Source organism: Salarchaeum sp. JOR-1, from assembly GCF_007833275.1.
GTDB lineage: Archaea > Halobacteriota > Halobacteria > Halobacteriales > Halobacteriaceae > Salarchaeum.
The window spans coordinates 963,486-985,047 of record NZ_CP042241.1 but is presented as its reverse complement, the minus strand read 5'-3'; the positions used below and the strand labels follow the sequence as shown (position 1 = coordinate 985,047).

At 69.1% G+C, this 21,562-nt stretch carries 26 protein-coding genes; 8 read left to right on the top strand and 18 right to left on the bottom strand.

Annotated elements, in window-relative coordinates:
* Window positions 1-44 precede the first annotated feature (44 nt).
* Window positions 45-644, bottom strand: coding sequence for a metal-dependent hydrolase (locus FQU85_RS06185; protein ID WP_206022074.1), 600 nt, complete (start codon window positions 642-644; stop codon window positions 45-47).
* A 77-nt stretch (window positions 645-721) separates the two neighbouring features.
* On the opposite strand from FQU85_RS06185, the gene FQU85_RS06180 reads away from it, so the two are divergent.
* Entirely contained in the window at window positions 722-1,327 is a 606-nt protein-coding gene (locus FQU85_RS06180; protein WP_145845737.1) for a hypothetical protein, read from the top strand.
* On the opposite strand, the gene FQU85_RS06175 is transcribed toward FQU85_RS06180, so the two are convergent.
* Window positions 1,315-1,785, bottom strand: coding sequence for a DUF5812 family protein (locus FQU85_RS06175; RefSeq protein ID WP_145845735.1), 471 nt, complete (start codon window positions 1,783-1,785; stop codon window positions 1,315-1,317). The genes FQU85_RS06180 and FQU85_RS06175 overlap by 13 nt on opposite strands.
* An 88-nt stretch (window positions 1,786-1,873) precedes the next feature.
* Between FQU85_RS06175 and FQU85_RS06170 the strand changes: the two genes are divergently transcribed.
* Genes FQU85_RS06170 through FQU85_RS06160 form a run of 3 tightly spaced genes read left to right on the top strand, consistent with a single transcriptional unit; the run spans window position 1,874 to window position 4,043 of the window.
* On the top strand, window positions 1,874-3,151 hold the full coding sequence (locus tag FQU85_RS06170; RefSeq protein WP_145845732.1) for a glucose-6-phosphate isomerase: 1,278 nt from the start codon (window positions 1,874-1,876) through the stop codon (window positions 3,149-3,151).
* Window positions 3,151-3,852 (top strand): CPBP family intramembrane glutamic endopeptidase, encoded by a 702-nt coding sequence (locus FQU85_RS06165; protein WP_145845730.1) that lies wholly within the window; start codon window positions 3,151-3,153, stop codon window positions 3,850-3,852. Before FQU85_RS06170 ends, FQU85_RS06165 begins: the two co-directional genes overlap by 1 nt.
* Before the next feature lie 59 nt (window positions 3,853-3,911).
* Window positions 3,912-4,043, top strand: a complete 132-nt coding sequence (locus FQU85_RS06160) for a CopG family transcriptional regulator (RefSeq protein ID WP_145845728.1) — start codon at window positions 3,912-3,914, stop codon at window positions 4,041-4,043.
* Here the strand turns inward: FQU85_RS06160 and FQU85_RS06155 are convergent.
* Window positions 4,040-4,498, bottom strand: coding sequence for an NOB1 family endonuclease (locus FQU85_RS06155; protein ID WP_145845726.1), 459 nt, complete (start codon window positions 4,496-4,498; stop codon window positions 4,040-4,042). The two genes, FQU85_RS06160 and FQU85_RS06155, sit on opposite strands and share 4 nt — an antisense overlap.
* Complete coding sequence (locus tag FQU85_RS06150; RefSeq protein ID WP_145845724.1) at window positions 4,498-4,740, bottom strand: PRC-barrel domain-containing protein; 243 nt, start codon at window positions 4,738-4,740, stop codon at window positions 4,498-4,500. The genes FQU85_RS06155 and FQU85_RS06150 overlap by 1 nt, the downstream gene beginning before the upstream one ends.
* Window positions 4,741-4,860: 120 nt before the next feature.
* Here FQU85_RS06150 and infB point away from each other — a divergent pair, with 120 nt between their 5' ends.
* Both infB and FQU85_RS06140 read left to right on the top strand, forming a co-directional pair.
* Complete coding sequence (infB, locus tag FQU85_RS06145; RefSeq protein WP_145845722.1) at window positions 4,861-6,663, top strand: translation initiation factor IF-2; 1,803 nt, start codon at window positions 4,861-4,863, stop codon at window positions 6,661-6,663.
* A gap of 340 nt (window positions 6,664-7,003) precedes the next feature.
* Window positions 7,004-7,264 carry a hypothetical protein gene (locus FQU85_RS06140; RefSeq protein ID WP_145845719.1) on the top strand — a complete coding sequence of 87 codons (261 nt, stop codon included), beginning with the start codon at window positions 7,004-7,006 and terminating at the stop codon, window positions 7,262-7,264.
* A gap of 13 nt (window positions 7,265-7,277) precedes the next feature.
* On the opposite strand, the gene FQU85_RS06135 is transcribed toward FQU85_RS06140, so the two are convergent.
* The 5 genes from FQU85_RS06135 to pepF form a co-directional block, all read right to left on the bottom strand.
* Complete coding sequence (locus FQU85_RS06135; RefSeq protein WP_145845716.1) at window positions 7,278-7,643, bottom strand: DUF5811 family protein; 366 nt, start codon at window positions 7,641-7,643, stop codon at window positions 7,278-7,280.
* Window positions 7,644-7,693: 50 nt separating this feature from the next.
* Window positions 7,694-8,266, bottom strand: coding sequence for a hypothetical protein (locus FQU85_RS06130; protein WP_145845713.1), 573 nt, complete (start codon window positions 8,264-8,266; stop codon window positions 7,694-7,696).
* Window positions 8,267-8,362: 96 nt separating this feature from the next.
* Window positions 8,363-8,842: a pyruvoyl-dependent arginine decarboxylase gene (locus FQU85_RS06125; protein WP_145845710.1), complete on the bottom strand. Its 480-nt coding sequence runs from the start codon at window positions 8,840-8,842 to the stop codon at window positions 8,363-8,365.
* A gap of 48 nt (window positions 8,843-8,890) precedes the next feature.
* Complete coding sequence (locus tag FQU85_RS06120) at window positions 8,891-10,117, bottom strand: proteasome-activating nucleotidase (protein ID WP_145845708.1); 1,227 nt, start codon at window positions 10,115-10,117, stop codon at window positions 8,891-8,893.
* A gap of 47 nt (window positions 10,118-10,164) precedes the next feature.
* Window positions 10,165-11,955: an oligoendopeptidase F gene (gene pepF / locus FQU85_RS06115; RefSeq protein WP_145845705.1), complete on the bottom strand. Its 1,791-nt coding sequence runs from the start codon at window positions 11,953-11,955 to the stop codon at window positions 10,165-10,167.
* A gap of 90 nt (window positions 11,956-12,045) precedes the next feature.
* On the opposite strand from pepF, the gene FQU85_RS06110 reads away from it, so the two are divergent.
* A complete protein-coding gene (locus FQU85_RS06110; protein WP_145845700.1) occupies window positions 12,046-13,362 on the top strand; it encodes a M28 family peptidase in 1,317 nt (438 codons plus the stop codon).
* Here the strand turns inward: FQU85_RS06110 and truA are convergent.
* From truA to FQU85_RS06080, 6 genes are all read right to left on the bottom strand, one after another.
* Window positions 13,350-14,135, bottom strand: a complete 786-nt coding sequence (gene truA / locus FQU85_RS06105) for a tRNA pseudouridine(38-40) synthase TruA (RefSeq protein WP_145845695.1) — start codon at window positions 14,133-14,135, stop codon at window positions 13,350-13,352. The two genes, FQU85_RS06110 and truA, sit on opposite strands and share 13 nt — an antisense overlap.
* Window positions 14,136-15,431, bottom strand: coding sequence for a histidine--tRNA ligase (gene hisS / locus FQU85_RS06100; RefSeq protein WP_145845690.1), 1,296 nt, complete (start codon window positions 15,429-15,431; stop codon window positions 14,136-14,138).
* Between the two features lie 52 nt (window positions 15,432-15,483).
* Window positions 15,484-16,074 carry an alpha hydrolase gene (locus tag FQU85_RS06095; protein WP_145845686.1) on the bottom strand — a complete coding sequence of 197 codons (591 nt, stop codon included), beginning with the start codon at window positions 16,072-16,074 and terminating at the stop codon, window positions 15,484-15,486.
* Window positions 16,075-16,428, bottom strand: coding sequence for a DNA-binding protein (locus tag FQU85_RS06090; protein ID WP_145845684.1), 354 nt, complete (start codon window positions 16,426-16,428; stop codon window positions 16,075-16,077).
* Window positions 16,429-16,658: 230 nt separating this feature from the next.
* Window positions 16,659-17,114: a 30S ribosomal protein S19e gene (locus tag FQU85_RS06085; RefSeq protein WP_145845681.1), complete on the bottom strand. Its 456-nt coding sequence runs from the start codon at window positions 17,112-17,114 to the stop codon at window positions 16,659-16,661.
* A gap of 39 nt (window positions 17,115-17,153) precedes the next feature.
* The gene (locus FQU85_RS06080; RefSeq protein ID WP_145845678.1) at window positions 17,154-18,170 is read right to left on the bottom strand and encodes a lysylphosphatidylglycerol synthase transmembrane domain-containing protein; all 1,017 of its coding nucleotides are present in this window, start codon (window positions 18,168-18,170) and stop codon (window positions 17,154-17,156) included.
* A gap of 89 nt (window positions 18,171-18,259) precedes the next feature.
* On the opposite strand from FQU85_RS06080, the gene thiL reads away from it, so the two are divergent.
* Window positions 18,260-19,096: a thiamine-phosphate kinase gene (gene thiL / locus FQU85_RS06075; RefSeq protein WP_145845676.1), complete on the top strand. Its 837-nt coding sequence runs from the start codon at window positions 18,260-18,262 to the stop codon at window positions 19,094-19,096.
* Here the strand turns inward: thiL and FQU85_RS06070 are convergent.
* The 3 genes from FQU85_RS06070 to FQU85_RS06060 are packed head-to-tail and all read right to left on the bottom strand — an operon-like array spanning window position 19,093 to window position 21,466.
* Window positions 19,093-20,208, bottom strand: coding sequence for a site-2 protease family protein (locus FQU85_RS06070; protein ID WP_145845673.1), 1,116 nt, complete (start codon window positions 20,206-20,208; stop codon window positions 19,093-19,095). The two genes, thiL and FQU85_RS06070, sit on opposite strands and share 4 nt — an antisense overlap.
* A 25-nt stretch (window positions 20,209-20,233) precedes the next feature.
* Window positions 20,234-21,178, bottom strand: a complete 945-nt coding sequence (locus FQU85_RS06065) for an AEC family transporter (protein ID WP_145845670.1) — start codon at window positions 21,176-21,178, stop codon at window positions 20,234-20,236.
* A gap of 39 nt (window positions 21,179-21,217) precedes the next feature.
* Window positions 21,218-21,466: a hypothetical protein gene (locus FQU85_RS06060; RefSeq protein ID WP_145845667.1), complete on the bottom strand. Its 249-nt coding sequence runs from the start codon at window positions 21,464-21,466 to the stop codon at window positions 21,218-21,220.
* Window positions 21,467-21,562: the final 96 nt, after the last annotated feature.

Here is a 21,562-nt window from a genome sequence, read left to right as displayed (position 1 = left end):
GTTTGCGCGAGCCCCGTGGATAAGGGTTGAGTTTTCCGGACGCCCTACAGGTCGTGAACGAACCGCTCGGGGACGTATTCGAGGACGGTCGGGGGCGTGCGCGCGACAAGCCACTCCGCGACGGCGACCATCGGTTTCCGCACGAGCACGTAGACCGCGGAGACGGCGAGCGCGCCGACCGCGAGGAGTTCGAGGCCGCCGGAGAGCGCGACCACCGCGGGGGTCGCCGCGACCGCGGCGAGGCCGAGGTCTTCGGGCGCGCCGTCGTAGCGCACCCAGCGCTTCGGCGGGAGCCACCGGTCGTTGAAGTGGTCGTAGACCGCGCGGTCGCTCGTCCCCTCCCACGGCCGGAGTTCGAGGCCGCCGCCGAAGGCGTCCATCGCGGAGTGCACGGCGGCCGCGACCGCGAACAGCGCGGCGGCGAGCGTCCACGTGCCGGGCGCGAGCGCGGCGACCGCGGCGAGCAGGAGCGCGAGAACCGCGTAGTACACCGGGAAGTGCAGGGTCTTCCGGTGGCCGGCGTACAGGTCGAGATCCGGGAACGCGCCGCCGGCGAACCCGGCGGCGAGGACGGCGGGCGCGGCGTCCGGCGCCACGAGCACCGCGATTGCGAACCCGATGAGCGCGTGCGTCGTCGCCATCATGATACTGTCGCTTACGCGAGGACAGAACTTAGCGCTTTCGCGGACGCTTAAGTGAGGGTCGGTTCAATCCCACGGTAGTGGTCCGAACCGCCCGCGCGCTCGTGCACGCCCTCCAGGCGCTCGTCGCGCTCGTGCTCGTCGGGGGCGTCGTGACGCGGAACCCGAGCGTCGCCGTGAACGCCCTCCTCGGCCTGCTCGTGACGCTCGCCCCGAACGCCCTGGAGCGCGACTACGGCGTCGTCCTCGGCCCGCTCCCCGCGCTCTGGGTGACGCTCGCCGTCCTCCTGCACTCCGTGGGAATGCTCGGCCTCTACGACGCCATCGTGTGGTGGGACCACCTCACGCATACGCTCTCCGCGAGCGTCGTCGCCGGCGCCGCGTACGCCGCCGTCCACGCCGTCGACCTCCACACGGACGACATCTACCTCCCGCCGCCGTTCGTCGGCGCCCTCCTCGTCGTCGTCACGCTCGGGCTTGGGGTCGTCTGGGAGACCGCGGAGTTCGTCGCGCGCGACCTCGCCATCGCGTTCGGATTCCGACCCCTCCTCGTGGTGTACAGCCTCGAGGACGCCGTCGTCGACCTCGCGTACAACGCGCTCGGCGGCCTGCTCGTCGCGTGGTTCGGCACGACGCGACTCGACCGCGTCTCGCGAGAACTAGAGGGGCGGCTTCAGGGGAGGTAGCGCACGCTCACGACGCCCGCCTCGGCGTCGAACCGGACCTCCACGCGGTCGACGCCGAGGCGCGCAGCGCGTTCGAGCGTCGCCTGGTCGTCCGCCACGTCCGCGACCGCGTCCTCGGTCTGCGCGGGCGGCACCGCGAGCACGTGCACCTCGCCAGTCCCCGCGCGCTCGGTGGTCGTAACGTCGCCCTCCGCGAGGTCGTCGTGGAGGTCGTACGCCTGCGTCGTCGGCCGCTCCTCGCTCCGCTCGACGGGAATCGTCGTTCGCTCCTCGACCGCGGTCACCGACCACGTCACCTCCATCGGCGGGTCGGGGCTCACCGTCGCCTCCAGAACCTCGCCGACCTCGACGCCGGGGTTCGAGGAGAGGGTGTGGACGTGGGTGTCGCGGACGTCCGCGAGCACCGCGGAGTCGTCGTCCGCGTGCGTCACGAGGAACGTGCCGGACTTCTCGCTCATACCCGTACTGGGGGACGCCGGCTTTTCGGGGTTTCGCTCGCGGCGGCGGAGCGCGGGCGTTAAGACGGCGGCCGCCGGGACTTCGAGTATGAACATCGACGTGGGGAACGCACTGGACGAGGTGGCGACGCCGGGCGTCCCGCGGGGCGCGCTCGACCGACTGGACGACCGCGTGGCGGACGCGCACGACACAATCGCGAGCGGGACGGACGACGGCGAGTTCGGGTACGCCGCGCTGAACCTCCCCGAGACCGTCGACACCGACGAGGTTCGGGCGGCGGTCGAGCCGTTCGCGGACGCGGAGACCGTGCTCACCGTGGGCATCGGCGGGAGCGCGCTCGGCGCGGCCGCGCTCTGTGACGCGCTCGGCGACGACACCCGCACCGAGTTCCTCGACAACGTCGACCCGGCGGGCGTCCGCGCCCTCCTCGACGACATCGACCTCTCCGACGCAGTGATGCACGTGGTGTCGCGGTCGGGAACGACGGCGGAGACGCTCGCGAACTTCCTCGTCGTCCGCGAGGCCATGCGGGACGCGGGCGTCGACTGGACGGAACGCACGTTCGTCACCACCGGACCCGACGGAAACCTCCGCGACCTCGCGGACGCCCACGACCTCCCCGCGCTCTCGGTTCCAGCGGGCGTCCCGGGGCGGTTCTCCGCGCTCTCGACGGTGGGGTTGCCGGTCGCGGCGCTCGCCGGCGTGGACATCGAGGGCGTCGTCGCGGGCGCACGCGAGGAGCGCGAAACGCTGTCGGGAAGCCTGTTCGACTGCCCCGCGTACGCGTACGGCGCGCTCGCCTACGCGCTCGACGTGCGGGGCGCGGGCGTGAACGCCGTGATGCCGTACGCCGAGGGCCTGGAGACGTTCGCGGAGTGGTTCGCGCAGCTCTGGGCCGAGAGCCTGGGGAAGGACGGCCTCGGGCAGACGCCGGTGCGGGCGCTCGGCGCGACCGACCAGCACAGCCAACTGCAACTGTATCGCGCCGGCCCCCACGACAAGATGGTGAGCCTCGTCACCGCCCGCGACCGACCGGACGTGCCGATTCCGTCCAGCGACCTCGACGGACTCGACTACCTCGACGGCGAGAGCCTCGGCAGCCTTCTCGACGCGGAGTTCCGCGCGACGGAGGCGAGCCTCGCCGAATCCGGGTGTCCGAGCGTCCGCGTGGAACTGGACGCGCTCGACCCCGAGAGCGTCGGCGGATTGCTGTTCGGGATGGAGGCGGCGTGCGTGCTCGCCGGCGAACTGTACGGCGTCGAGACGTTCACACAGCCGGCTGTCGAGTGGGGGAAGGAGGCCGCTCGCGGCCTGCTCCGGGGCGACGAGTCACTCCCGGAGACGCCGTCGCTGCGCGTGGAGTGATGGCGGGATTCGACGCGTACGCCGCGGCGGCGCGGGTCGCGCTCGTCAGCCTCGCCGCCGTCCTCCTCGGATCGGTCGCTGGCGCGGTCGGCGCGGCCGCCACCGCTGGCGTCCCCGGAGCCCTCTCGTACGGCGTGCAGTCCGCGCTCGCGAGCGCCGTCATCGGCGCGGTCGCCGTCGCCGCGGTGCACGTCCGCGGCGGCGACTGGGCGTTCTTCGACCTCGACCGCCCGAGCGCTCGTACGGTCGGCATCGGTCTCGCGGCCGGCGTCGCGATGCTCGGCCTGCTCTGGGCGTTCAGCGTGCTCACGACCGCCCTGAACGTGCCGTCGGCGAGCCACGGCGTGCAAGAACGCATCGAGGCGAATCCGACCATCGCGCTCGTGATGGCCGTCGTCTCCGTCCTGTTCGTCGCGCCGGGCGAGGAGCTGCTCGCGCGCGGGTTCGTCCAGAAGACGCTGTACAGCCACTACTCGCCCCGGCTGGCGGTCGTCGTGGCGAGCGCGGTGTTCGCGGGCGTGCACGTCTTCGCGTACGCGACCGCGCCGGCGCTCGCCGTCGCGGCGTCCCTCACCCAGCTGTTCTGTATCTCGCTCGTGCTCGGCGCGATATACCTCCACACGGAGAACCTCGTCGCGCCGATTCTCGCGCACACGGTGTACAACGCCGTCCAGTTCCTCCTCGTCTACCTGTCCGTCTGACGGTGCGCGGACGCGCGACTGACAGAGACTTATATTCCCGTGCTACCAACCCACACAATATGGGTCGGAAGCTGTCCGCCGTCTACGACGAGGAAGTGATCGCGGAGGTAGAACGCCTCGCGAGCGAACACGACCTCACGCAGCAGGAAGTACTGCGCCAACTCGTCTCCCTCGGCCTCGATTCCCGCTAGTCGGGGTTCTTCCGCGTCAGCGAACTCCCGCAGACCGGACAGCGCTCCCGGTCGTCGTCGAACGTCCGTCCGCAGCCCTGGCACTGGAACACCCACTCGCGTTTCTCCGTGATTCCCGCCTGCTGAACCACGTCCACGTCGACGCCGAGGTCGGCCGCGACGTTCTGCATCGCGTAGTCGTCGGTCACGAGCACGGCGTCGAGGTCGTGCGCCGCGGCGACGAGGCGGAGGTCCGTGTCGGAGAGCGTGTCGAGGTCGCCGGTGCGGCGGGCGGCCTGCCGGGCCGCGCGCACGGCGGACTCGTCAGGGACGTGCACGCGCATCCCGCCGCCCTCCATCGCGTCGAATCGATAGGCGGACGCGTCGGTGAGTTCCTCGCGGACGAGCGGGATCGTGGCGACGTCGTCGTCCGTCTCGTAGCCCGCGATGAACGCCGACGAGTCGAGGACGCGCACTATCGCCGAACGACGATGTAGTCTTTCACCGCCTGCACGCGACCCACGGGAACCTCGTAGTGCCCGCGGTCGTCCCGCGAGAAGTCGAGCGCCGTCCCGAGTTCCTCGTTCGGTTCGACGAGCAAGTCCACGAGTTCGCCCGTCTTGAGGTTCATCGTGATGTTGTACAGCATCCCGAGTTCGGTTCCGTCAGAGCCCATCACCGCCTTCCCGGAGAGGTTCTCGGCGAGAATGTCGGCCATACCCCACGCTGGTTCCCGAATCCACATAAAGCCCGCGGGGCGCCCGAAGTCCCGTATTCCGGGAGTCTTAAATCGCCGAGCGCGTTCTTCACACGTAACAACCGTTTTCGGGGTTACACCATGTCTCAGGAACACTCTGCGTCCGAACCCGGCGACCTCCGTACGCCCATCGTCGCCGTCCTCGGACACGTCGACCACGGAAAGACCAGCCTCCTCGACAAGATTCGAGGATCCGCCGTCATCGAGGGCGAAGCCGGCGCTATCACCCAGCACATCGGCGCGACCGCCGTGCCGCTCGACGTCGTGTCGGAGGTCGCGGGCAGCCTCATCGACCCGGGGAGCTTCGACCTCCCCGGCCTGCTGTTCATCGACACGCCCGGCCACCACTCGTTCACCACGCTGCGCTCCCGCGGCGGCGCGCTCGCCGACATCGCCATCCTCGTCGTGGACGTGAACGACGGCTTCCAGCCGCAGACGGAGGAAGCAATCCGCATCCTCCAGGACACCCAGACGCCGTTCGTCGTCGCCGCGAACAAAATCGACACCATTCCGGGATGGCGGCCGCACGAGGACGCGCCCGTCCAGGAGACGTACGAAGCGCAATCGGACAGAGTCCGCCAGCAGTTGGACGAGGCGCTCTACGAACTCATCGGCGAACTCTCCGATCACGGCTTCTCCAGCGACCTCTACTGGCGGCTCCAGAACTTCCAGAACAACATCGGCGTCATCCCCGTCTCCGCGGAGACCGGCGAGGGCGTCCCAGACCTCCTCACCGTCCTGATGGGGCTCGCGCAGCGCTACATGAAGGAGGACATGGAGGTCGACATCACCGGCCCCGGCGCTGGGACAGTGCTGGAGGTGAAAGAAGAGCAGGGGTTCGGGACGACCGTGGACGTCATCCTCTACGACGGCACCGTCCGCGAGGACGACACAATCGTCGTCGGCGGCCTGAACGAGACCATCGTCACCGAGGTCAGGGCGCTCCTGAAACCCCAGCCGCTCGCCGAGATACGAACCGAAAAGCGGTTCGAGAACGTCGAGGAACTCTCCGCCGCGACGGGCGTGAAGATCGCCGCACCCGAGTTGGACGACGCGATGGCGGGCGCGCCCGTCCGCGCCGTCCGCGACCGCCCGCTGCAAGACGTCATCGACGAAGTCGAGGCCGAACTCGCGGAGATCGCCGTGGAGACCGAGGAGGAGGGCGTCGTCGTGAAAGCCGACACGCTCGGCAGCCTCGAAGCGCTCGCGAACGCCCTCGAGGAGGCCGAAATCCCCATCATGCGCGCCGAAGTCGGCGACATCGCGCCCCGGGACGTGTCCATGGCGACCACCGCCGACGAGGACACCCACCGCTGCATCCTCGGATTCAACGTGGACGTGCTCGCGGACGCCGAACAGCGCGCGGAGGAGGACGGCGTCGAACTCTTCGAGAGCGACGTCATCTACCAGCTCGTCGAGCGCTACGAGGAGCACGTCGAGGCCATCGAACGCCAGCAGAAGGAAGCCGTCTTCGAGAACATCCGGCGGCCCGCGCGCTTCCGCATCCTCGAAGACCACGTCTTCCGGCAGTCCGACCCCGCCGTCGTCGGCGTCGAAGTCCTCTCCGGCACCCTCAAGCGCAACACGCCCGTCGGGAAGTTCGACGGGAACGAACTCGAACGCGTCGGCGTCGTCAAGGGCATCCAGGAGCAGGGCGAGGACGTGGACGAAGTCCGCGCCGGCAACAGAGTCAGCGTCTCCATCGACGGCCCCACGGTCGGCCGCGACGTCAAGGAAGGCGACGAGCTCTGGGTCGACCTCCCCGAGAAGCACGCCAAGGTACTCGAACAGGAACTCGCCGAGGAGATCCCCGCGGACGAACGCGAAGCCCTCTCCATGTTCGTCGACAAACGCCGGAACCGCGACCCCTTCTGGGGGAAGTAGGTGGAGCCGAGCGTAGCGAGGTTCCACCGAACGAGCGAGCGCCAGCGAGACGCGAGCCGAGGCGGTGCGACGCGCCGCCGGACAGTCGACCGCCGAGCGCGAGCGTCTAGAAGCCGGGCCGAGCGAAGTGGGCGGGCGCCGAACACGCGGGCGGCGAAGCCGCGAGCCGCGGGAGGGTTTAGGGCCGTCGGCCGAACGGGGGGCGCGCTGTTTCTTCCGTTGTCGGCGTGTCAAAGCGCTCCGGGCTCCGAGTGTGGCGTTCTCTTCCGTACTGCACTGGTATCGGGCGAGAACAGCCGCCGTAACGTTTAGAATTTCGTAGTGCGTGCTAGAGCGCGTGATGTATCGACCCGATACGAGTACTGGTGAGACTGTACCGTCCGGTGAAGGGCCGTCGCCGCTCGACCGCCTGCTCGGGTCGGCGGTCGGGGCGTCCGTCTACGACCTCGTGCTGGTCGGAGTGCCGTTGCTCCTGCTGGCGGGAGTCGTCATCGGACAGTCGGTGGGCGCGTCGGTGACGGCGAGCGTGAGCGCCGGGAGTTTCGGTGCGCTCGCGCTCGTCGCGTACGGATTGTTCGGCGCACCGCCGCGCGCCGAGTAGGAGAGTCGGAGAGTTATCGTGCGGGCGGGTCGATGTCCGCGTTCGCGAGCGCGACCTTCACCTGGAGGGCGGCGCTCGCGGCGAGTCCCCGCGCGACTTCGTCGCGTTCGGCGGGCGGGATGAGGTCGGCGTCACCCTCGTCGAAGTCGGGCGTGAAACCCGCTGAGACGGGGTTTCCGACGGGCGGGCGGACGGCGACGGTGGCCTGCGGGCCGTTCGACCCCTGATTCACCTCGGAGCCGACGGTGTACTCGTCCGGCAGAAACTCGCGGGTTCGGGACGCGATGCGGGAGAGGCTCTCGCGGAGCGCGCGATGCTGCGCGGAGGAGAGTGCGACGTCGGGCGTGTTCGGCCCGGCGTACGGCGTGTTCCCGTTCATGATATTCGTGTTTGGGCGGGACTGCGGATAAGCCTTCGTCCCGGGGCGAGCTAGTTGATGTACTCGTTGCCGCGCCAGTCGACGCCGTCGTTCCCGCTGCCGTTCCCGTTGGCCTGAGACTGCTCGACGACTTCGACGGCCGCGCGGCGGGCTTCGCCGTCCACGACGCGGGTCGCCTGGAGTTCGTCCCCCTCGTCGTCGGCGGTGATGGCGGTGAGCGTTCCCTCCACGTCGAGCAGGGCGATGTCACGGAGCAGGAGAAACATCGGGTAGCGGACGGCGGTGTTCTGGAGGACGGTTTCGAGGTCGCCGGAGAAGCTCGCGTACTCGACGAGTTCGGACGTGATTTCGTCTTCTTCGTCGTTCCGGCGCGCCCACTGGCGTTCCTCCTCGTCCTGGTCGTAGATGCGTTTCTCCTCGACCTTCGCCTTGAGCTGAGCGGTCGGCGTGTACTTGCTGAGGGAATCATCGGCCGCGACGGCTTTGATGAACAGCATGCGGTTCCGACGGTCGATTTCGAGGGCTTCGACTTCCGGCGGAAGGTCGGGGTCGTCGAGATAGTCCTCTAAGTCCTCGAGCGGGAGGTCGAAGTTCGCGGAGAGCTGGTATACGTGGCCTGTCATGAGTGTGCGATTACTGGCGTGGTTCGCGAGCGACTCACAGCAATCTACCTGATAGTAGGAGGCGCGTGCATAAATGAGCAATGCTCGGTCGGCGCGCTAACAGAGCGGCGTGCTGTCGCCGTACGCGGCGAGAACGACGGCGGACGCGTACTCGCCCGCCCCCGCGGTGACGGTCGCGGTCTCCACCTGTTCGCCGGCGAACGCCCAGTCGCGGAGGTCGCGGCCCGCGTCGAGGCCCGTGCGAACCACGTCCGCGATCTCGTCCGCGTCCGTCTCGCCGGAGGCCTCGTAGAACAACCCGGGGCCGGTGCCCTCGCTGCGACTCCACGCGAGCCCCGCGCTCGCCCGACTGGGGCCGGCGACGCTCGCGTGCGCCTCCACGACCGTCAATCGGTTCCCCGCCGGCCCGAGGTCGGGCGCGGTGCCGACGACCTCGACGGGCACGTCCGCGGGGATGACCGAGGAGACGGTGACGAGGTTGTAGTTGTGGAGGTTCGCGTCCGCCAGCGCGGCGTCGTACGCCGCCATCTCGGTGGGGGCCGTCCCGGTTCCCCACGCGATACGGATACTGCTCATACCCCGAAAAGCGACCGCGCGAAATAAGGAGTGTCGGTTACCGGACGGCTACTGGACGTACACCGCGTGGCCGGGCGAGTCGTCCTCCGCGTTGCGCTTGATCTTGTCGAGCGCGTCCTCGAAGTCCTGCATCGTCACCTCGTCGCGGTCGTCGCGAATCGCGAACATCCCCGCCTCAGTGGAGAGGCTCTCCAGTTGCGCGCCCGAAAAGCCCTCGGTCTGCTCCGCGAGCGCGTCGTAGTCCACGGCCTCCGCGAGGTTCATCTCGTCCGTGTGAATGGAGATGATGCGCGAGCGCGCCTCCGCGTCCGGGTTCGGAACCTCGATGAGGCGGTCGAACCGGCCGGGGCGCAGGATGGCGCGGTCGAGCATGTCGTAGCGGTTGGTCGCCGCGATGATGCGGATGTCGCCGCGCTCGTCGAACCCGTCCATCTCGGAGAGCAACTGCATCATCGTCCGCTGGACTTCGGCGTCACCACTGGTCTTCGAGTCCGTGCGCTTCGAAGCGACGGCGTCGATCTCGTCGATGAAGATGATAGCGGGTTCGCGCTGCTCCGCGAGATCGAAGAGGTCACGAACCAGCCGACTGCCCTCGCCGATGAACTTCTGGACGAGTTCGCTGCCGGCCATCTTGATGAACGTCGCGTCCGTCTCGTTCGCGACGGCTTTCGCCATCATCGTCTTCCCCGTGCCCGGCGGGCCGTGCAGGAGGACGCCGCTCGGCGGTTCGACGCCGATCTTCTCGAACTGCTCGGCGTTCAGGAGGGGGTCTTCGACGGCCTCCCGGACCTCGCGGAGTTCCTCGTCCAGGCCGCCGATGTCCTCGTACTCGACGGTCGGGGACTCGTCCACTTCCATCGCCTGCGCGCGAGCGTCCGTCTCGTCGTCCAGCACGCGCTGCACCGCGAACGAGTCGTTGATGGCGACGCGGTCGCCGATCTCCAGTTTCTGCCGGAGGCGGTCGCCCACGTCCGTGAGGACTTCCTGATTGTTCCCGTGCTGCTGGAGGATTGCGCCGTCGTCGTTCAGGTCTTCGACCGTCGCGATGTAGAGCGACGCGGTCTTCAGCGTCTCGTTCTCCCGTTGGAGGGTCTCCACGCGCTCCCGGAGCTCCTGCTGGTGATCGCGAACCGACGCCAACTGGTCTTCGAGCTGGTCGTTCACCGTCAGAATCTCCGCGTAGTGAGACCTGAGGGCGTCCAGCCGCTCCTCGGGGGGCGAATCGGGATCCACGTCGAGGGTCGGCCGATCGGGTAGAGATGGGCTGCGGGACATCCTGTTAGCCGTCAGTATGGCCCGCGCGTAGAAGTCCCTTTGGGTCGTTACACCAGGTCGTCCATCTCGTCCAGGTAGTCGCCGTACACCGAAATCGCGGCCTCGATCGGCTCGGGCGAGGTCATGTCCACACCGGCGTGCTGGAGGGCGTCGAGCGGGTACTCGCTGTTCCCCATCGCGAGGAACTCGCGGTAGCGCCGCGCCGCGTCGTCGCCCTCGCTCAGGATGTCCTGGCTGAGCGCGACCGCCGCCGAGATGCCCGTGCTGTACTGATAGACGTAGTAGTTGTAGTAGAAGTGGGGGATGCGCATCCACTCGCGGCGGATGTGGTCGTCGAGGTCGGCGGGCGCGTAGAACGACTCCTTCAGGTCGCCGTACACCTCGTCCATGCGGTCGGGCGTGAGCGCTTCGCCCTCCTCGGAGAGCGTGTGAATCTGGTGTTCGAAGTCCGCGAACAGCGTCTGCCGGTAGAGCGTGGAGCGGAAGCGTTCGAGGTACTCGCTGAGGACGTGCCGGCGGAACGCGTCGTCCTCCACGGTGTCGAGGAGGTGCTGGGTGAGCAGCGCCTCGTTCACCGTCGACGCGACCTCCGCGACGAAGATGTCGTAGTGCGAGTAGACGTACGGCTGTTCATCGCCCGTGTACTGGCTGTGAAGGCTGTGCCCGAGTTCGTGGGCGAGCGTGTACATCGACGAGATGTCGTCCTGGTAGTTCATCAGGATGAACGGCTGGGTGTCGTAGGTGCCGCCGGAGTACGCGCCCGAGCGCTTCCCGCGGTTCTCGTACACGTCCACCCAGCGGGAGTCGAGGCCCTCGTCCACTCGGTTCTGGTAGTCCTCGCCGAGCGGCGCGACCGCGTCCACCACGTGCTCCTTCGCCTCCTCGTACGTGATGTCGGGGCTCTCGGTGTCCGCGAGCGGCATGTAGAAGTCCCACGGCTTCAGCTCGTCGACGCCGAGCTGGCGCTGCTTGAGTTCCGCGTGGTGGTGGAGTTTGTCGAGGTTGCCCTTCACCGTGTCCACGAGGGTGTCGTACACCTCGACGGGGACGTTCGTGTCGTCCAATGCCGCCTCCCGGGCGGTGTCGTAGAACCGGGCCTGCGCGGTCTTCACGTCCGCCTTCACGCTGTTCTTCAGCGTCGACCCGATGGTGTTCCGCACCGATTCGAGCTCCTCGAAGTAGGACTCGTGGACGGTCTGGCGGAACTCCCTGTCGGAGTTCTTGAGGAGGCTGGTGAAGTTCCCCTGACTGATTTCGACGGCGTCCCCGCTCGGCTTCTCGACGGTGGGGAACGTCATGTCCGCGTTCGTCAGCATCGAGTAGATGTCGCCGGGCGCGCCCGTGACCTCCCCGAGTTCCGAGAGGAGTTCCTCGATTTCGGCGGAGCGCGTGTGATCCTTCTGCCGCAGCACGTCCTCGAAGTAGTGCTCGTACTCGTCGAGGCCCTCCGTCTCCGCGACCATCTCGGCGATGTCGTCCTCGCTGAGTTCCTGGATGGCGGGCTCGATGAACGACGCCGCGCTCGACGCCTGCGAGACGAGGCTCGAAGCTCGCGCGGACAGCGCCTGATACTCCTGGTCGCGCGTGTCCTCGTCGGACCGCATCCGCGCGTACGACGACACCTTCGCGACCTCCCGCATGAGTTCGTCTCGGAGTTCCAGCACGTCCAGGAGGGTGTCGCCGTCCTCGGTGGCGTGGCCCTCGTAGTTCGAGAGGTCGTCGAGCCGTCCCTTCACCGTCTCGAACGCCTCCTCCCACGCCTCGTCGGTGGCGTAAATGCTCTCCAGATCCCACTTGTACTCCTCCGCGATGTCGCTGCGCTCGGGAACGCTGCTCATGGGCGAATCCAACCGGTCAGCGCTGTTAAGCGTTCGCAAACCGGGTCGGCGGGGGCAGTAGTTTTCCGGCGAGCGAGCGACACCCCGGGTATGGTCGAGACTCCCGAGGCGTTCGGACGGCTGTGGGCGGACGACTACCCAGGAACCTTCCTCCGCGACCTCGCCGAACTCGGCGACCGGATGAGCGGCCGGCCGGGCGAACGCCGCGCCGCCGACCTCGTCGCGGACGCCTTCGAGGACGCGGGCGCACGGAGCGTCGCGGTCGAACCGTTCGAGATGAACGCGTGGCGGCGCGGAGACACCGAGTTCGGCGTCACGAGTCCCGTCGAGCGGTCGTTCGAGGCGCTCGCGCTCCCCTACTCGCCGAGCGGGGACGTGCACGGCGAGTTGGTGGACGTGGGCCACGGCACGCCGGAGGAAATCGAAGCCGCGGACGTGGCGGGGAAGGTCGTGGTCGCCTCGACGGAGACGCCGCCCGGGATGGACCGGCTCTACCACCGGATGGAGAAGTTCGGGCACGCGGTGGCGGCGGGCGCGAGCGCGTTCGTGTTCGCGAACCACAAGCAGGGGCAGTTGCCGCCGACGGGCGCGCTCCGGTTCGACCGGGAGGCCGCCGTCCCCGCTGTCGGCGTCTCCGCGGAGACCGGGACGTGGCTGCGCGAGTACGCCGACCGCGACGGCGAGGTCTCGCTCTCAGTCTCCGCCGACACAGTACCGGGAGAGGGACACAACGCGACCGGCGTGTTCGGCCCCGACACGGACGAAGAGGTGGTCGTACTCGCGCACCACGACGGCCACGACATCGCGGAGGCCGCGCTGGACAACGGCTGCGGCGTCGCCACCGTCGTCGCGACGGCCCGCGTCCTCGCCGACCTCGACCTCGACGCACGCGTCCGCGTCGTCACCGTCGGCGGCGAGGAAGTCGGCCTGCTCGGCGCGAGCGCGCTCGCAGACCGCCTCGACTCCGAAGATATCCGGTCGGTCGTGAACGTGGACGGCGCGGGCCGGTACCGGACGATGCGGGCGTTCACGCACGGCACGCCGGCGTTCGAGGACGTGCTCGAATCGGTCGCGAACACGGCGAGCCGCGAACTCAGGGTGGAGGGCGCGCTCCATCCGTTCAGCGACCACTGGCCGTTCCTCAAGCGCGAGATACCGGCAGTGCAACTGCACTCGGTGACCCCGGAGCGCGGCCGCGGCTGGGGGCACACGCACGCCGACACGTGGGACAAGACGGACGCGCGGAACGTCCGCGAGCACGGGATGCTCGCCGCGCTCCTCGTCCAGCGGCTCACCCGCGAGTCGGTGCCGCGACCGGACGCGGACGCGCTCGCGGACGACCTCGAATCACGGGGGCTGCGGCCCGGGATGGAGGCGGCTGAGGTCTGGCCGTCTCACTGGGAGTAGAGCGAGTCCGCGACCCGCGCCCGCGTGCGGCGCTCGACCGCGAGCGACGCGAAGGTCTCCCGGCAGTCGACCGCGGCGCGGTCGTCGACGGTGAAGTCGAGGTCGTACCCCACGTCCGCGAGCGCGAGCGGATGCGCGGGCGCAGGCGGCACGCCGAGCGGGCCGTCGAGCGGTTCCGACGAGAGCACGCGATCCACGCGGTCGAACGACCCGCCCGCGGCGACATCGCGAACGAGCGCGACGAGCCGTCGGACGAGACCGCGGGGGAATCCGCCCGCGCGTACCGTGAACACGAGGTAGTCGCCGTCCCTACTGAGCGAGAGGGACACGTCCCGCTCGGTGTTTTTCGCGTCCGTGGTGAGGTTGTGGAAGTCGTGCGCGCCGGCGAGCCGGCGGGCGGCCGCGCGAGCGCGGTCGTCGTCCAACTCGGGCGCGTGCAGGTGGTAGACGTACTCGCGGTACTGGGCGTGGTGGGTGGCGTGGAAGCCGTCGGGGGCGTCCGCGAACGCCCACGCCCGCACCGCCTCGGGGAGTTCGGGGTTGAGCGCGCGCGGCGTCAGCCACTCCGGGCTCTCGAAGCCGACCGTCTGGGCGCGGGCGGAGACGCCGGCGTCCGTCCGGCCGGCCGCCGCGTACCCGTCCGGTTTCTCACCCGAAAAGACGTCGAGCGCGCGGAGCGCCGCGAACAGGTCGTCCTCCACGGTGTCGCCGTGCGGCTGGCGCTGAAACCCCCGAAAGCGGGTGCCGTCGTACGCCAGCCGGAACGCCCGCATCTACGCGAAGTCGTCGTAGGTCGGGCGCGAATAGTCGCCCGGGAAGTCGTCCACCGGGGCCTGGGTCTGGTCGCCCGAGTCCATGTCCTTCACCGTGACGTTACCGTCCTCGAGGTCGCGCTCGCCGACGATGACGACCGTCTCGGCGTTCACGCTGTCGGCGTAGTTCATCTGCGCGCCGAACGACCGGTCGGACACGTCTGACTCCACGACGTTCCCGCGCTCGCGGAGGTCGCGCGCGACACGGGCGGCCACGTCCCGTGTGTCGCCGACGCTGAGGACGTAATAGTCCGTGCGGAGCTCCTCGTCGGGATGGACGCCCGCGCGCTCCAGGAGCAAGGGGAGGGTGGAGTGCCCGGGCGCGAACCCGACAGCCGGCGTGGACTGCCCGCCGACGGACTCGATGAGGTCGTCGTAGCGCCCGCCGCCGAACACGCTCCGACTGACCTCGCCCGTGCTGTCGAAGCACTCGAACACGACGCCCGTGTAGTAGTCGAGGCCGCGCGCGGTCTCCAGGGAGATGTCGCAGTACTCGCGCACGCCGAAGTCTTCGGCGGCGGCGAGGACGGCGCGGAGGTTCTCGACCGCGTCGGCCACGTCGTCGCCCGCGAACGCCACGAGGTCGTCCAGGTCGTCCGAGTCGAGGAGGTCGGCGAACTGCTCGGCCTCCCCCCGGGAGAGCCCCGCGGCTTCGAGGTGATCGAAGAACTCCACCCGCGAGATCTTATCCGACTTGTCCACCGCGCGAATCGCCGCCGTGGTGTCCACGTCGCCGTCGAACGCCGCGAGCAGGCCGGAGAGGATGTCGCGGTGGCTCACCCGGAACTCGAAGTCATCGGGCGAGAGCCCGAGGCCGGTGAGCGCGTCCGCCGCCACCGCCAGGACTTCCGCGTCCGCCGTCGGCTCGCTCGACCCGAAGATGTCCACGTTCGTCTGGTAGAACTCCCGGTAGCGTCCCTGCTGGGGTTCCTCGTACCGCCAGAACGAGCGCGTGGAGTACCACTTGATCGGCTTCGAGAGCTCCTGCTGTTTCGCGACGACCATCCGCGCGACCGTCGGCGTGAGTTCGGGCGTCATCGCCACGTCCCGCCCGCCGCGGTCGGTGAACGAGTAGAGTTCCTCCTCGATCTCCTCGCCCGACTTGTCCACGTACATCTGCGTGCGCTCCAGCGCGGGCGTCCCGACCTCGCGGAAGCCGTAGCGCGCGGCCACGTCCTCGACGGTGTCGATGATTTCGCGCCGCGCCCGCATCTCGCGCGGATAGAAGTCCCTGAATCCCTTCAAGCGGTCGTACATGCCCCGGGATTCACCGGGCGCGCGCTTCAAACCACTGCCTTCGACCGCGCCGCTACCGCACGTCCCGCACCCGCGTCTGCGTGTGCTCGGGGAAGACGTCCGAGACTACCGCGTCCGCGAACTCGCGGCGGAGCAGTTCGCGCAACTCGGACTCGTAGTCCGACTTCTCCAGGGTCTCGCTCGGGCCGGACTCCACGTCGAGCGACGCCGCGACCATGTCGTCGATCGCGCCCCGCCCGAACCCGGAGAGCGGGGAGAGGTAGTGGACGTCGTGGCGGTCTTCGAGGCTCTGCGCCTGCGCGCGCGAGACGGTGGGGACGCGGTCGTCCCGCCGGCTCCCGTCCGCCACCGCGTCCACGCCCATCTCCGCGACAGCTTCGAGGGCGTGCTCGTGCACCTCCTGAATGCCGTTCCGAGGGTAGCCGTCAGAAACCATCCGCTCGACAGCGGCCAACGCCACGTCCCGGTCGAGGTCTACGCGCTCGAAGTCGAACGGCGTGCGCTCGGCGGCGTCCCGCGCGTGCGTCCAGTCGTCCGTCACGCCGAACGACCCCGTCACCAGCGTCACGTCGTAAAAACGTTCGAGAACGAGCGCTGCGAGCGTCGAATCCTTCCCCCCGCTGTAGAGGAGCGCGAGCTCCATCTACCGACGCGAGATGTTGAAGGACTGCTCGTCCGGCTTCAGCTCGCGGAGGAGGCTCTTCATCTGCTCCTCGTCGAGCTGATCCTGGATGCGGCCCGACCGGCCGAGCGCCACGACCTGCTGTTCGACGCGCTCCGCCAGATCGGGCTTGCTCATCCGAACCGAGTTCAGCCGACGCCGCGCGCCGTCCGAGAGGTACTGGCGGAGCATCGCCTGCTTCTGCTGTTCCGCCTGTTGCTGGGCCTGCTGCTGGGCTTCCTGGTTCGCCTGCCCGCCGCCCTGCTGCTGTTCCTTGAGCTTCTCCATCTTCTCCTGGCGAAGCTCCTCCAAGCGCTCCTCGTCGTCCTGACTCATACACGAGTATACTCGACGGAGAGACAAATGATTTTCCACACCCACCGTTTTCTCGTCGGGTGCGCGCGGAGCGCGCACCGCTCCTCGAAAAACCGGAAGAAAAAGCGGCGCGGCGGGGCCGCGCCGGACGGCGACGGAACGGATACCGCGTCCGTCCGTACCGCTACGCGCGGCGGAAGCGCGGCTGTTCGAGCGGAAAACGTAGACGTGAGCGTCCGCAGAAAACCGAGTTAGGCGTAGCGTTCGAGTTCGGGGCGGTCGAGCTGTTCGAGGACGTCGCCGGCGGTGTCGTCGAGGAGTGCGCGCCCGTCGCCGGTGACGACGCGACCGTCACTGCCCTTCCCCTGGACGAGGCCTTCGTCTTCGAGCTGCTGGAGGATGGTGCGGATGACGTTCTTCGACGCGTCCGCTTTCTTCGAGGGCGCGACCTGGTAGCGGTTGGAGCCGTCGCGGGTGCCGCCGTACTCGGTGCTGAGGCGTTCGACGCCGACCGGGCCGTCTGTCGCGACCTTCCGGAGGAGGCTGGCGGCGCGGCGCGCCCAGAAATCCTCCTGCTCGGGCGGAAGTTCACGATCCGCGCCGGTCTTCGCGTACTCGGCCCAGTCGGGCTCGTCGAGTCGGTCGTCGAGTTCCGCGGCGAGCTCGTCGATGAGCTCGTCTGCGGGGGCGTCGTAGAGAGTTACCATGGCCGGTGTTTCTCGTCCGCGAAGTAAAACGCTTGCTTTCTACGCTCGGCTTTCGAGGAGGAAGGCGGCGACGCCGCCGATGACGGTGGGTATCCAGTAGGTCGCGGCGCGGAAGACGAGCGCGGCGCTGGTGGCGGTGGCCGCGTCCACCGACGTGGTCGGGACGAGCAGGAGGACGATCGCGAACTCGACGCCGCCCGCGCCGCCGGGGAGCGGGGTGACGGACGCGATAGTGGCGACGGGAACGACGACGAAGACGATGGCGACGGAGAAGGAGACCGGCACCAGCCCCCAGAGGGTGGCGTAGAGCGCGAGGCACATGACGAGCCAGCCGAGCGTGCTGTATGCGAGCGCGAACGCGAGGTCGCGGCGGTTCGCGGCGACGCGGCCGATAGACCGGTAGAACGCGGCGATTCGGTCGCGGAGGACGCCCGCGCCGGGCGCGCTGAACCCGGGGACGACGCGCGCGACGACGCGGAGGACGGGGGCGAGCGTGGACGCGAGCGCGGCCTTGAAGCGGTCGCGGTACCGCCAGAGGAGGTAGCCGGTGAGGGGAATGGTGACGGCGAGCACGGCGACGGCAGCGGAGACGAGTTGGACGCGGTCGCCGACGGCGTACGTGAGCGTGTAGTAGGTGAGGCCGAGGACGGCGAGGAGGAGGCTCGGGATGAAGTTGAGGGTGTCGACGCTCGCGATGGCCGCCAGGCCCTCCTCGTAGTCGCTGCCGGTGGCGCGAGAGATGAGGAGCGCGCTGAACGGTTCGCCGCCCGCCTGCCCGAACGGCGTGATGTTGTTCGCGAACGCGGCGGCCGCGTAGAGGAGGAAGGCGTCAAGCGCGCTCGCGGCGACGCCGATGCTGTCGAGGACGCGGCGGAGCGCGAGCCCCCACGAGGCGAGCCAGACGACGCCGAGCGCGACGATGCCGAGGAAGGTCGAGAGGTCGAGGAGGCGGAGCGCGGCGAGGATGTCGTCGAAGCCGACGAACCAGAGCAGGCCGCCGAGCACGGCGAGCGCGGCGAGAAACCCGATGACGATGCCGCGTTCGTCGAAGTCCATGCTTGCGAGCGAGGCGTGCGCGGACGGTAAATCCTCCGACCGAGCGGCGACCCGCGGCGTTTTTCCCGGCCGGACGCGACCCCCCGGGTATGGACGAACGGGCGGCGCTGGCGCGGGTCGCGGACCTCGTGCCGGCGGCGGGCGACGACGCCGCGCTCCTCGACGACACCGTCGTGACCATCGACATGCTCCACGACCGGACGGACTTCCCGGCGGGGACGACGCGGTACACGCAGGGCTGGCGGGCGGTCGGCGCGTCCCTCTCGGACGTGGCGGCGATGGGCGCGGCCGCGACCGGCGCGGTCGCGGTGTACGGCGCGCCCGACTTCGACCCCGGTTCGCTGGAGGCGTTCGTGCGGGGGGCGCGGGACGTCTGCGAGCGCGTCGGTGCGGAGTACGTCGGCGGCGACCTCGACGACACCGCGGAGTTCACCACCGCGACCACCGCCGTCGGCGAGACCGCGAATCCCGTGTTCCGGTCGGGCGCAGAACCCGGGGACGCCGTGTGCGTGACCGGCGACCTCGGTCGGAGCGCCGCCGCCATCGACGCGTTCGCGGCCGGGGACGAGGAGCGCGGGAACGACTTGTTCCGGTTCACGCCCCGCGTCGCGGCCGGCAAAGCGCTCGCCCCGCACGCGACGGCGTTGATGGATTCGAGCGACGGCCTCGCGCGCTCGCTCCACCAGCTCGCGGAGGCGAGCGACTGCGGGTTCAGCGTCGACTCGGCGGCGGTGCCGGTGTTCGAGGACGTCGCGTTCGAGCGCGCGGTGACGTTCGGCGAGGACTTCGAGCTCGTCTGCACGCTCCCCCCGGAGGACGTCGAACGGGTCGAAACCGAGGTCTCGCTCTCAGTGATCGGTGCGGTCAGCGAGTCCGGCGTGCTGCTGGATGGAGAGCCGTTGCCCGACGAGGGCTACACGCACTAGCCGATGGTGACGGGGACGGGGACGAAGCAGAGCGCGCCGACCAGGAAGGTGAACGCGCCGACCGCCATCCGGTTCCGGTCGAGCGGGCTGTCGTCGAGCGGGACTGCCGACCCCCGGAACGCCATGTAGGCGGCGATGAACCCCCAGAGAACCCACAGGAAGACGGCCTGCCCGGCGTCGCCGAGAACGTAGAGCGAGCCCGCCAGTCCGAAGAGCGCGAAGGGGACGAGCGGAGCGACGCGCTCGTGGGCGGGTCCGAGCATCGCGCGGAGGATGTGACCGCCGTCCAACTGGCCGACGGGAATGAGGTTGAGAACGGTGACGAACGCGCCGATCCAGGCAGCGATGACGAGCGGGTTCGCGACCACCGTCGGGTCGTTCGGGTAGTGCAGGGGCGTGTCGAGCAGCCACGAGAGCCCGTGGAGGAGGAGCGGGTAGTTGAACTCTATCTGGACGAGGTCGCTCGCGGGCGCGTTCAGGATGTATCCGGGCACCTGGAGCGGCGGGAGGAGGAGGCCGACCGTTCCGACGACGACGGTGGCGGCGAGACCGGCGAGCGGCCCGGCGACGCCGATGTCGAAGAGGGCGTCCCGGTCGGGTATCTGGCCCTTCATCCGGATGAGCGCGCCCATCGTCCCGAACAGGGTGGGGACGGGGATGAAGTAGGGGAGGCTGGCGTCCACGTCGTGGTACTTCGAGAGGACGTAGTGGCCGAGTTCGTGCGTCCCGAGCACGCCGAGCACGCCGAGCGTGAACGGGAGCGCGCGCAGGAGGCCGGGCGACAGCACGTCCTGGACGTAGTACCAGCCCGTGCCCGCGTACAGCGTCGAGAGCACGGTGAGCATGAACAGGACGAGGTTCGTCGTCGGGAACCCCCCGCCGTCGCTCTCGGGAGTGGCGACGAGGACGTACTCGCCCGTGCGCTCCTCGAGTTGCACGTCGTACCCGGACTTCTCGAAGCGCGGCCACACCTCGCGCATGAGCGTCTGGTAGTCCGCGAGCGGCGCGCCGTAGTAGTGGATCGTGTCGCCCTCGCGGCGGATCTCGTACACGCGGAACACGTCGCTGAACGCGTCCGGCGTCGGGCCGGCGTCGGGCGGGTCGGCCGACATTACCAGTGATTGGATGTGGACGCGGTTAAACTCCCGGAAGCGGGAGGCCGCCGCGGAGGGCGGTGAGGAGCACGGCGAGCACGGGGATGGAGAGCAGGGTGGTGACGAGAATGGCGGTGGAGACGTACGCGGGCGCGGCGGGGTCGTCGCTGAACTCGACAGTAAAGACGAGCGGCGTGACGGCGGCGGGCATCGCGCACTCCAGGACGAACGTCCGCGCGACCACGGGGTCGGAGAACCCGAGCGGAACCGCGACAGCGAGGGCGACGACAGGGGCGACAGCGAGTTTGAGCACCGTGGGCGTCGCGACCTTCGAGAGCGCGACGCCGCGGCCGGTGTTCCCGAGTTGGATGCCGAGCATCAGCAGCATGACGGGGATGGCGGCGTTCCCGACCATCGAAATCGTCTCCATCGCCGGCCCGGTCTCTGGCGGGACGACGCCGAGGAACCGGACGAGGCCGGCGGCGAGCACCGCGTACAGGAGGGGGAGTTCGAATATCTGGCCGACGGAGTCCCGGACGCCCGCGCCGGTGCCGCGCGCGGCAATGAACACGCCGAGCGAGTACATCAGGACGGACTGCGCGGCGATGAACAGGACCGCCGTGCTGCGGCCGGTCGCGCCGAACGCGAACGCGGAGAGTGGAATCCCGTAGTTGCCCGCGTTCGAGAACGTCGACGCGAGCATTGTCCCGTTCGGGTGCGGAGCGTCGGTGACGGTGACAACGGCGTACGCGACGGCGGCCATCACGACCGTGAACGCGGTGACGCCGACGGCGATGCTGACGACCGCGCTCCCGGAGAGCGTGGTGGTCGCGAGCGTCGAGAACACGAGCGCGGGCGTGAGAACGTAGAGCGTGACGGTGCCGAGCGCGTCCACCTCGACCTCGCGGAAGCGCCCGAGGAGGAAGCCCGCGAGCGCGACCGCGAGAACGGGGAGGATGGCGTCGGTCAGCGCGGAGACGAACGACACACGGGGAGAAAGCGGGAGCGCGGCTTAATGCGTGTCGCTCTACGCGTCGGCAGGGGCGACGCGCCACGTGGTCGCGCTCGTGTACGACCACTTCTCGATTTCGAGGTCGGAGACGGAGTCCTTCAGGTTCACCATCAGCGCCCCGATCTCCTTCGGGGAGAGCCCGACCTCGTCCGCGATGAACTTGCCCTTGAAGTAGAGCTCGCCGTCGCGAGCCTTCTCGCGCAGGTAGTTCGCGAGACGCGTTTCCTTGCTGTCGGCCGTGGAGGGGTCGGCAGTAGCGCTCATTTGTAATCGCCTCACTCCTCCGTAACACCCGGTGCATCATATAAAGGGGAGAACGTTGGGGTGTATTCGCTACGTTTCACACCGACAGAACGTTTC

Coding starts and splice junctions, on each gene's coding strand:
- FQU85_RS06125 (WP_145845710.1), bottom strand. CDS start 8,842: ATGAGCAGTATCCGTATCGCGTGGGGAACCGGGACGGCCCCCACCGAG.
- FQU85_RS06120 (WP_145845708.1), bottom strand. CDS start 10,117: ATGTCCCGCAGCCCATCTCTACCCGATCGGCCGACCCTCGACGTGGAT.
- truA (WP_145845695.1), bottom strand. CDS start 14,135: ATGCGGGCGTTCCGGCTGGCGTACGACGGCACCCGCTTTCGGGGGTTT.
- FQU85_RS06060 (WP_145845667.1), bottom strand. CDS start 21,466: ATGAGCGCTACTGCCGACCCCTCCACGGCCGACAGCAAGGAAACGCGT.
- FQU85_RS06160 (WP_145845728.1), top strand. CDS start 3,912: ATGGGTCGGAAGCTGTCCGCCGTCTACGACGAGGAAGTGATCGCGGAG.
- FQU85_RS06175 (WP_145845735.1), bottom strand. CDS start 1,785: ATGAGCGAGAAGTCCGGCACGTTCCTCGTGACGCACGCGGACGACGAC.
- FQU85_RS06130 (WP_145845713.1), bottom strand. CDS start 8,266: ATGACAGGCCACGTATACCAGCTCTCCGCGAACTTCGACCTCCCGCTC.
- infB (WP_145845722.1), top strand. CDS start 4,861: ATGTCTCAGGAACACTCTGCGTCCGAACCCGGCGACCTCCGTACGCCC.
- hisS (WP_145845690.1), bottom strand. CDS start 15,431: ATGTACGACCGCTTGAAGGGATTCAGGGACTTCTATCCGCGCGAGATG.
- FQU85_RS06165 (WP_145845730.1), top strand. CDS start 3,151: ATGGCGGGATTCGACGCGTACGCCGCGGCGGCGCGGGTCGCGCTCGTC.
- FQU85_RS06070 (WP_145845673.1), bottom strand. CDS start 20,208: ATGTCGGCCGACCCGCCCGACGCCGGCCCGACGCCGGACGCGTTCAGC.
- pepF (WP_145845705.1), bottom strand. CDS start 11,955: ATGAGCAGCGTTCCCGAGCGCAGCGACATCGCGGAGGAGTACAAGTGG.
- FQU85_RS06085 (WP_145845681.1), bottom strand. CDS start 17,114: ATGGTAACTCTCTACGACGCCCCCGCAGACGAGCTCATCGACGAGCTC.
- FQU85_RS06140 (WP_145845719.1), top strand. CDS start 7,004: ATGTATCGACCCGATACGAGTACTGGTGAGACTGTACCGTCCGGTGAA.
- FQU85_RS06110 (WP_145845700.1), top strand. CDS start 12,046: ATGGTCGAGACTCCCGAGGCGTTCGGACGGCTGTGGGCGGACGACTAC.
- FQU85_RS06150 (WP_145845724.1), bottom strand. CDS start 4,740: ATGGCCGACATTCTCGCCGAGAACCTCTCCGGGAAGGCGGTGATGGGC.
- FQU85_RS06185 (WP_206022074.1), bottom strand. CDS start 644: ATGATGGCGACGACGCACGCGCTCATCGGGTTCGCAATCGCGGTGCTC.
- FQU85_RS06135 (WP_145845716.1), bottom strand. CDS start 7,643: ATGAACGGGAACACGCCGTACGCCGGGCCGAACACGCCCGACGTCGCA.
- FQU85_RS06095 (WP_145845686.1), bottom strand. CDS start 16,074: ATGGAGCTCGCGCTCCTCTACAGCGGGGGGAAGGATTCGACGCTCGCA.
- FQU85_RS06090 (WP_145845684.1), bottom strand. CDS start 16,428: ATGAGTCAGGACGACGAGGAGCGCTTGGAGGAGCTTCGCCAGGAGAAG.
- FQU85_RS06170 (WP_145845732.1), top strand. CDS start 1,874: ATGAACATCGACGTGGGGAACGCACTGGACGAGGTGGCGACGCCGGGC.
- thiL (WP_145845676.1), top strand. CDS start 18,260: ATGGACGAACGGGCGGCGCTGGCGCGGGTCGCGGACCTCGTGCCGGCG.
- FQU85_RS06080 (WP_145845678.1), bottom strand. CDS start 18,170: ATGGACTTCGACGAACGCGGCATCGTCATCGGGTTTCTCGCCGCGCTC.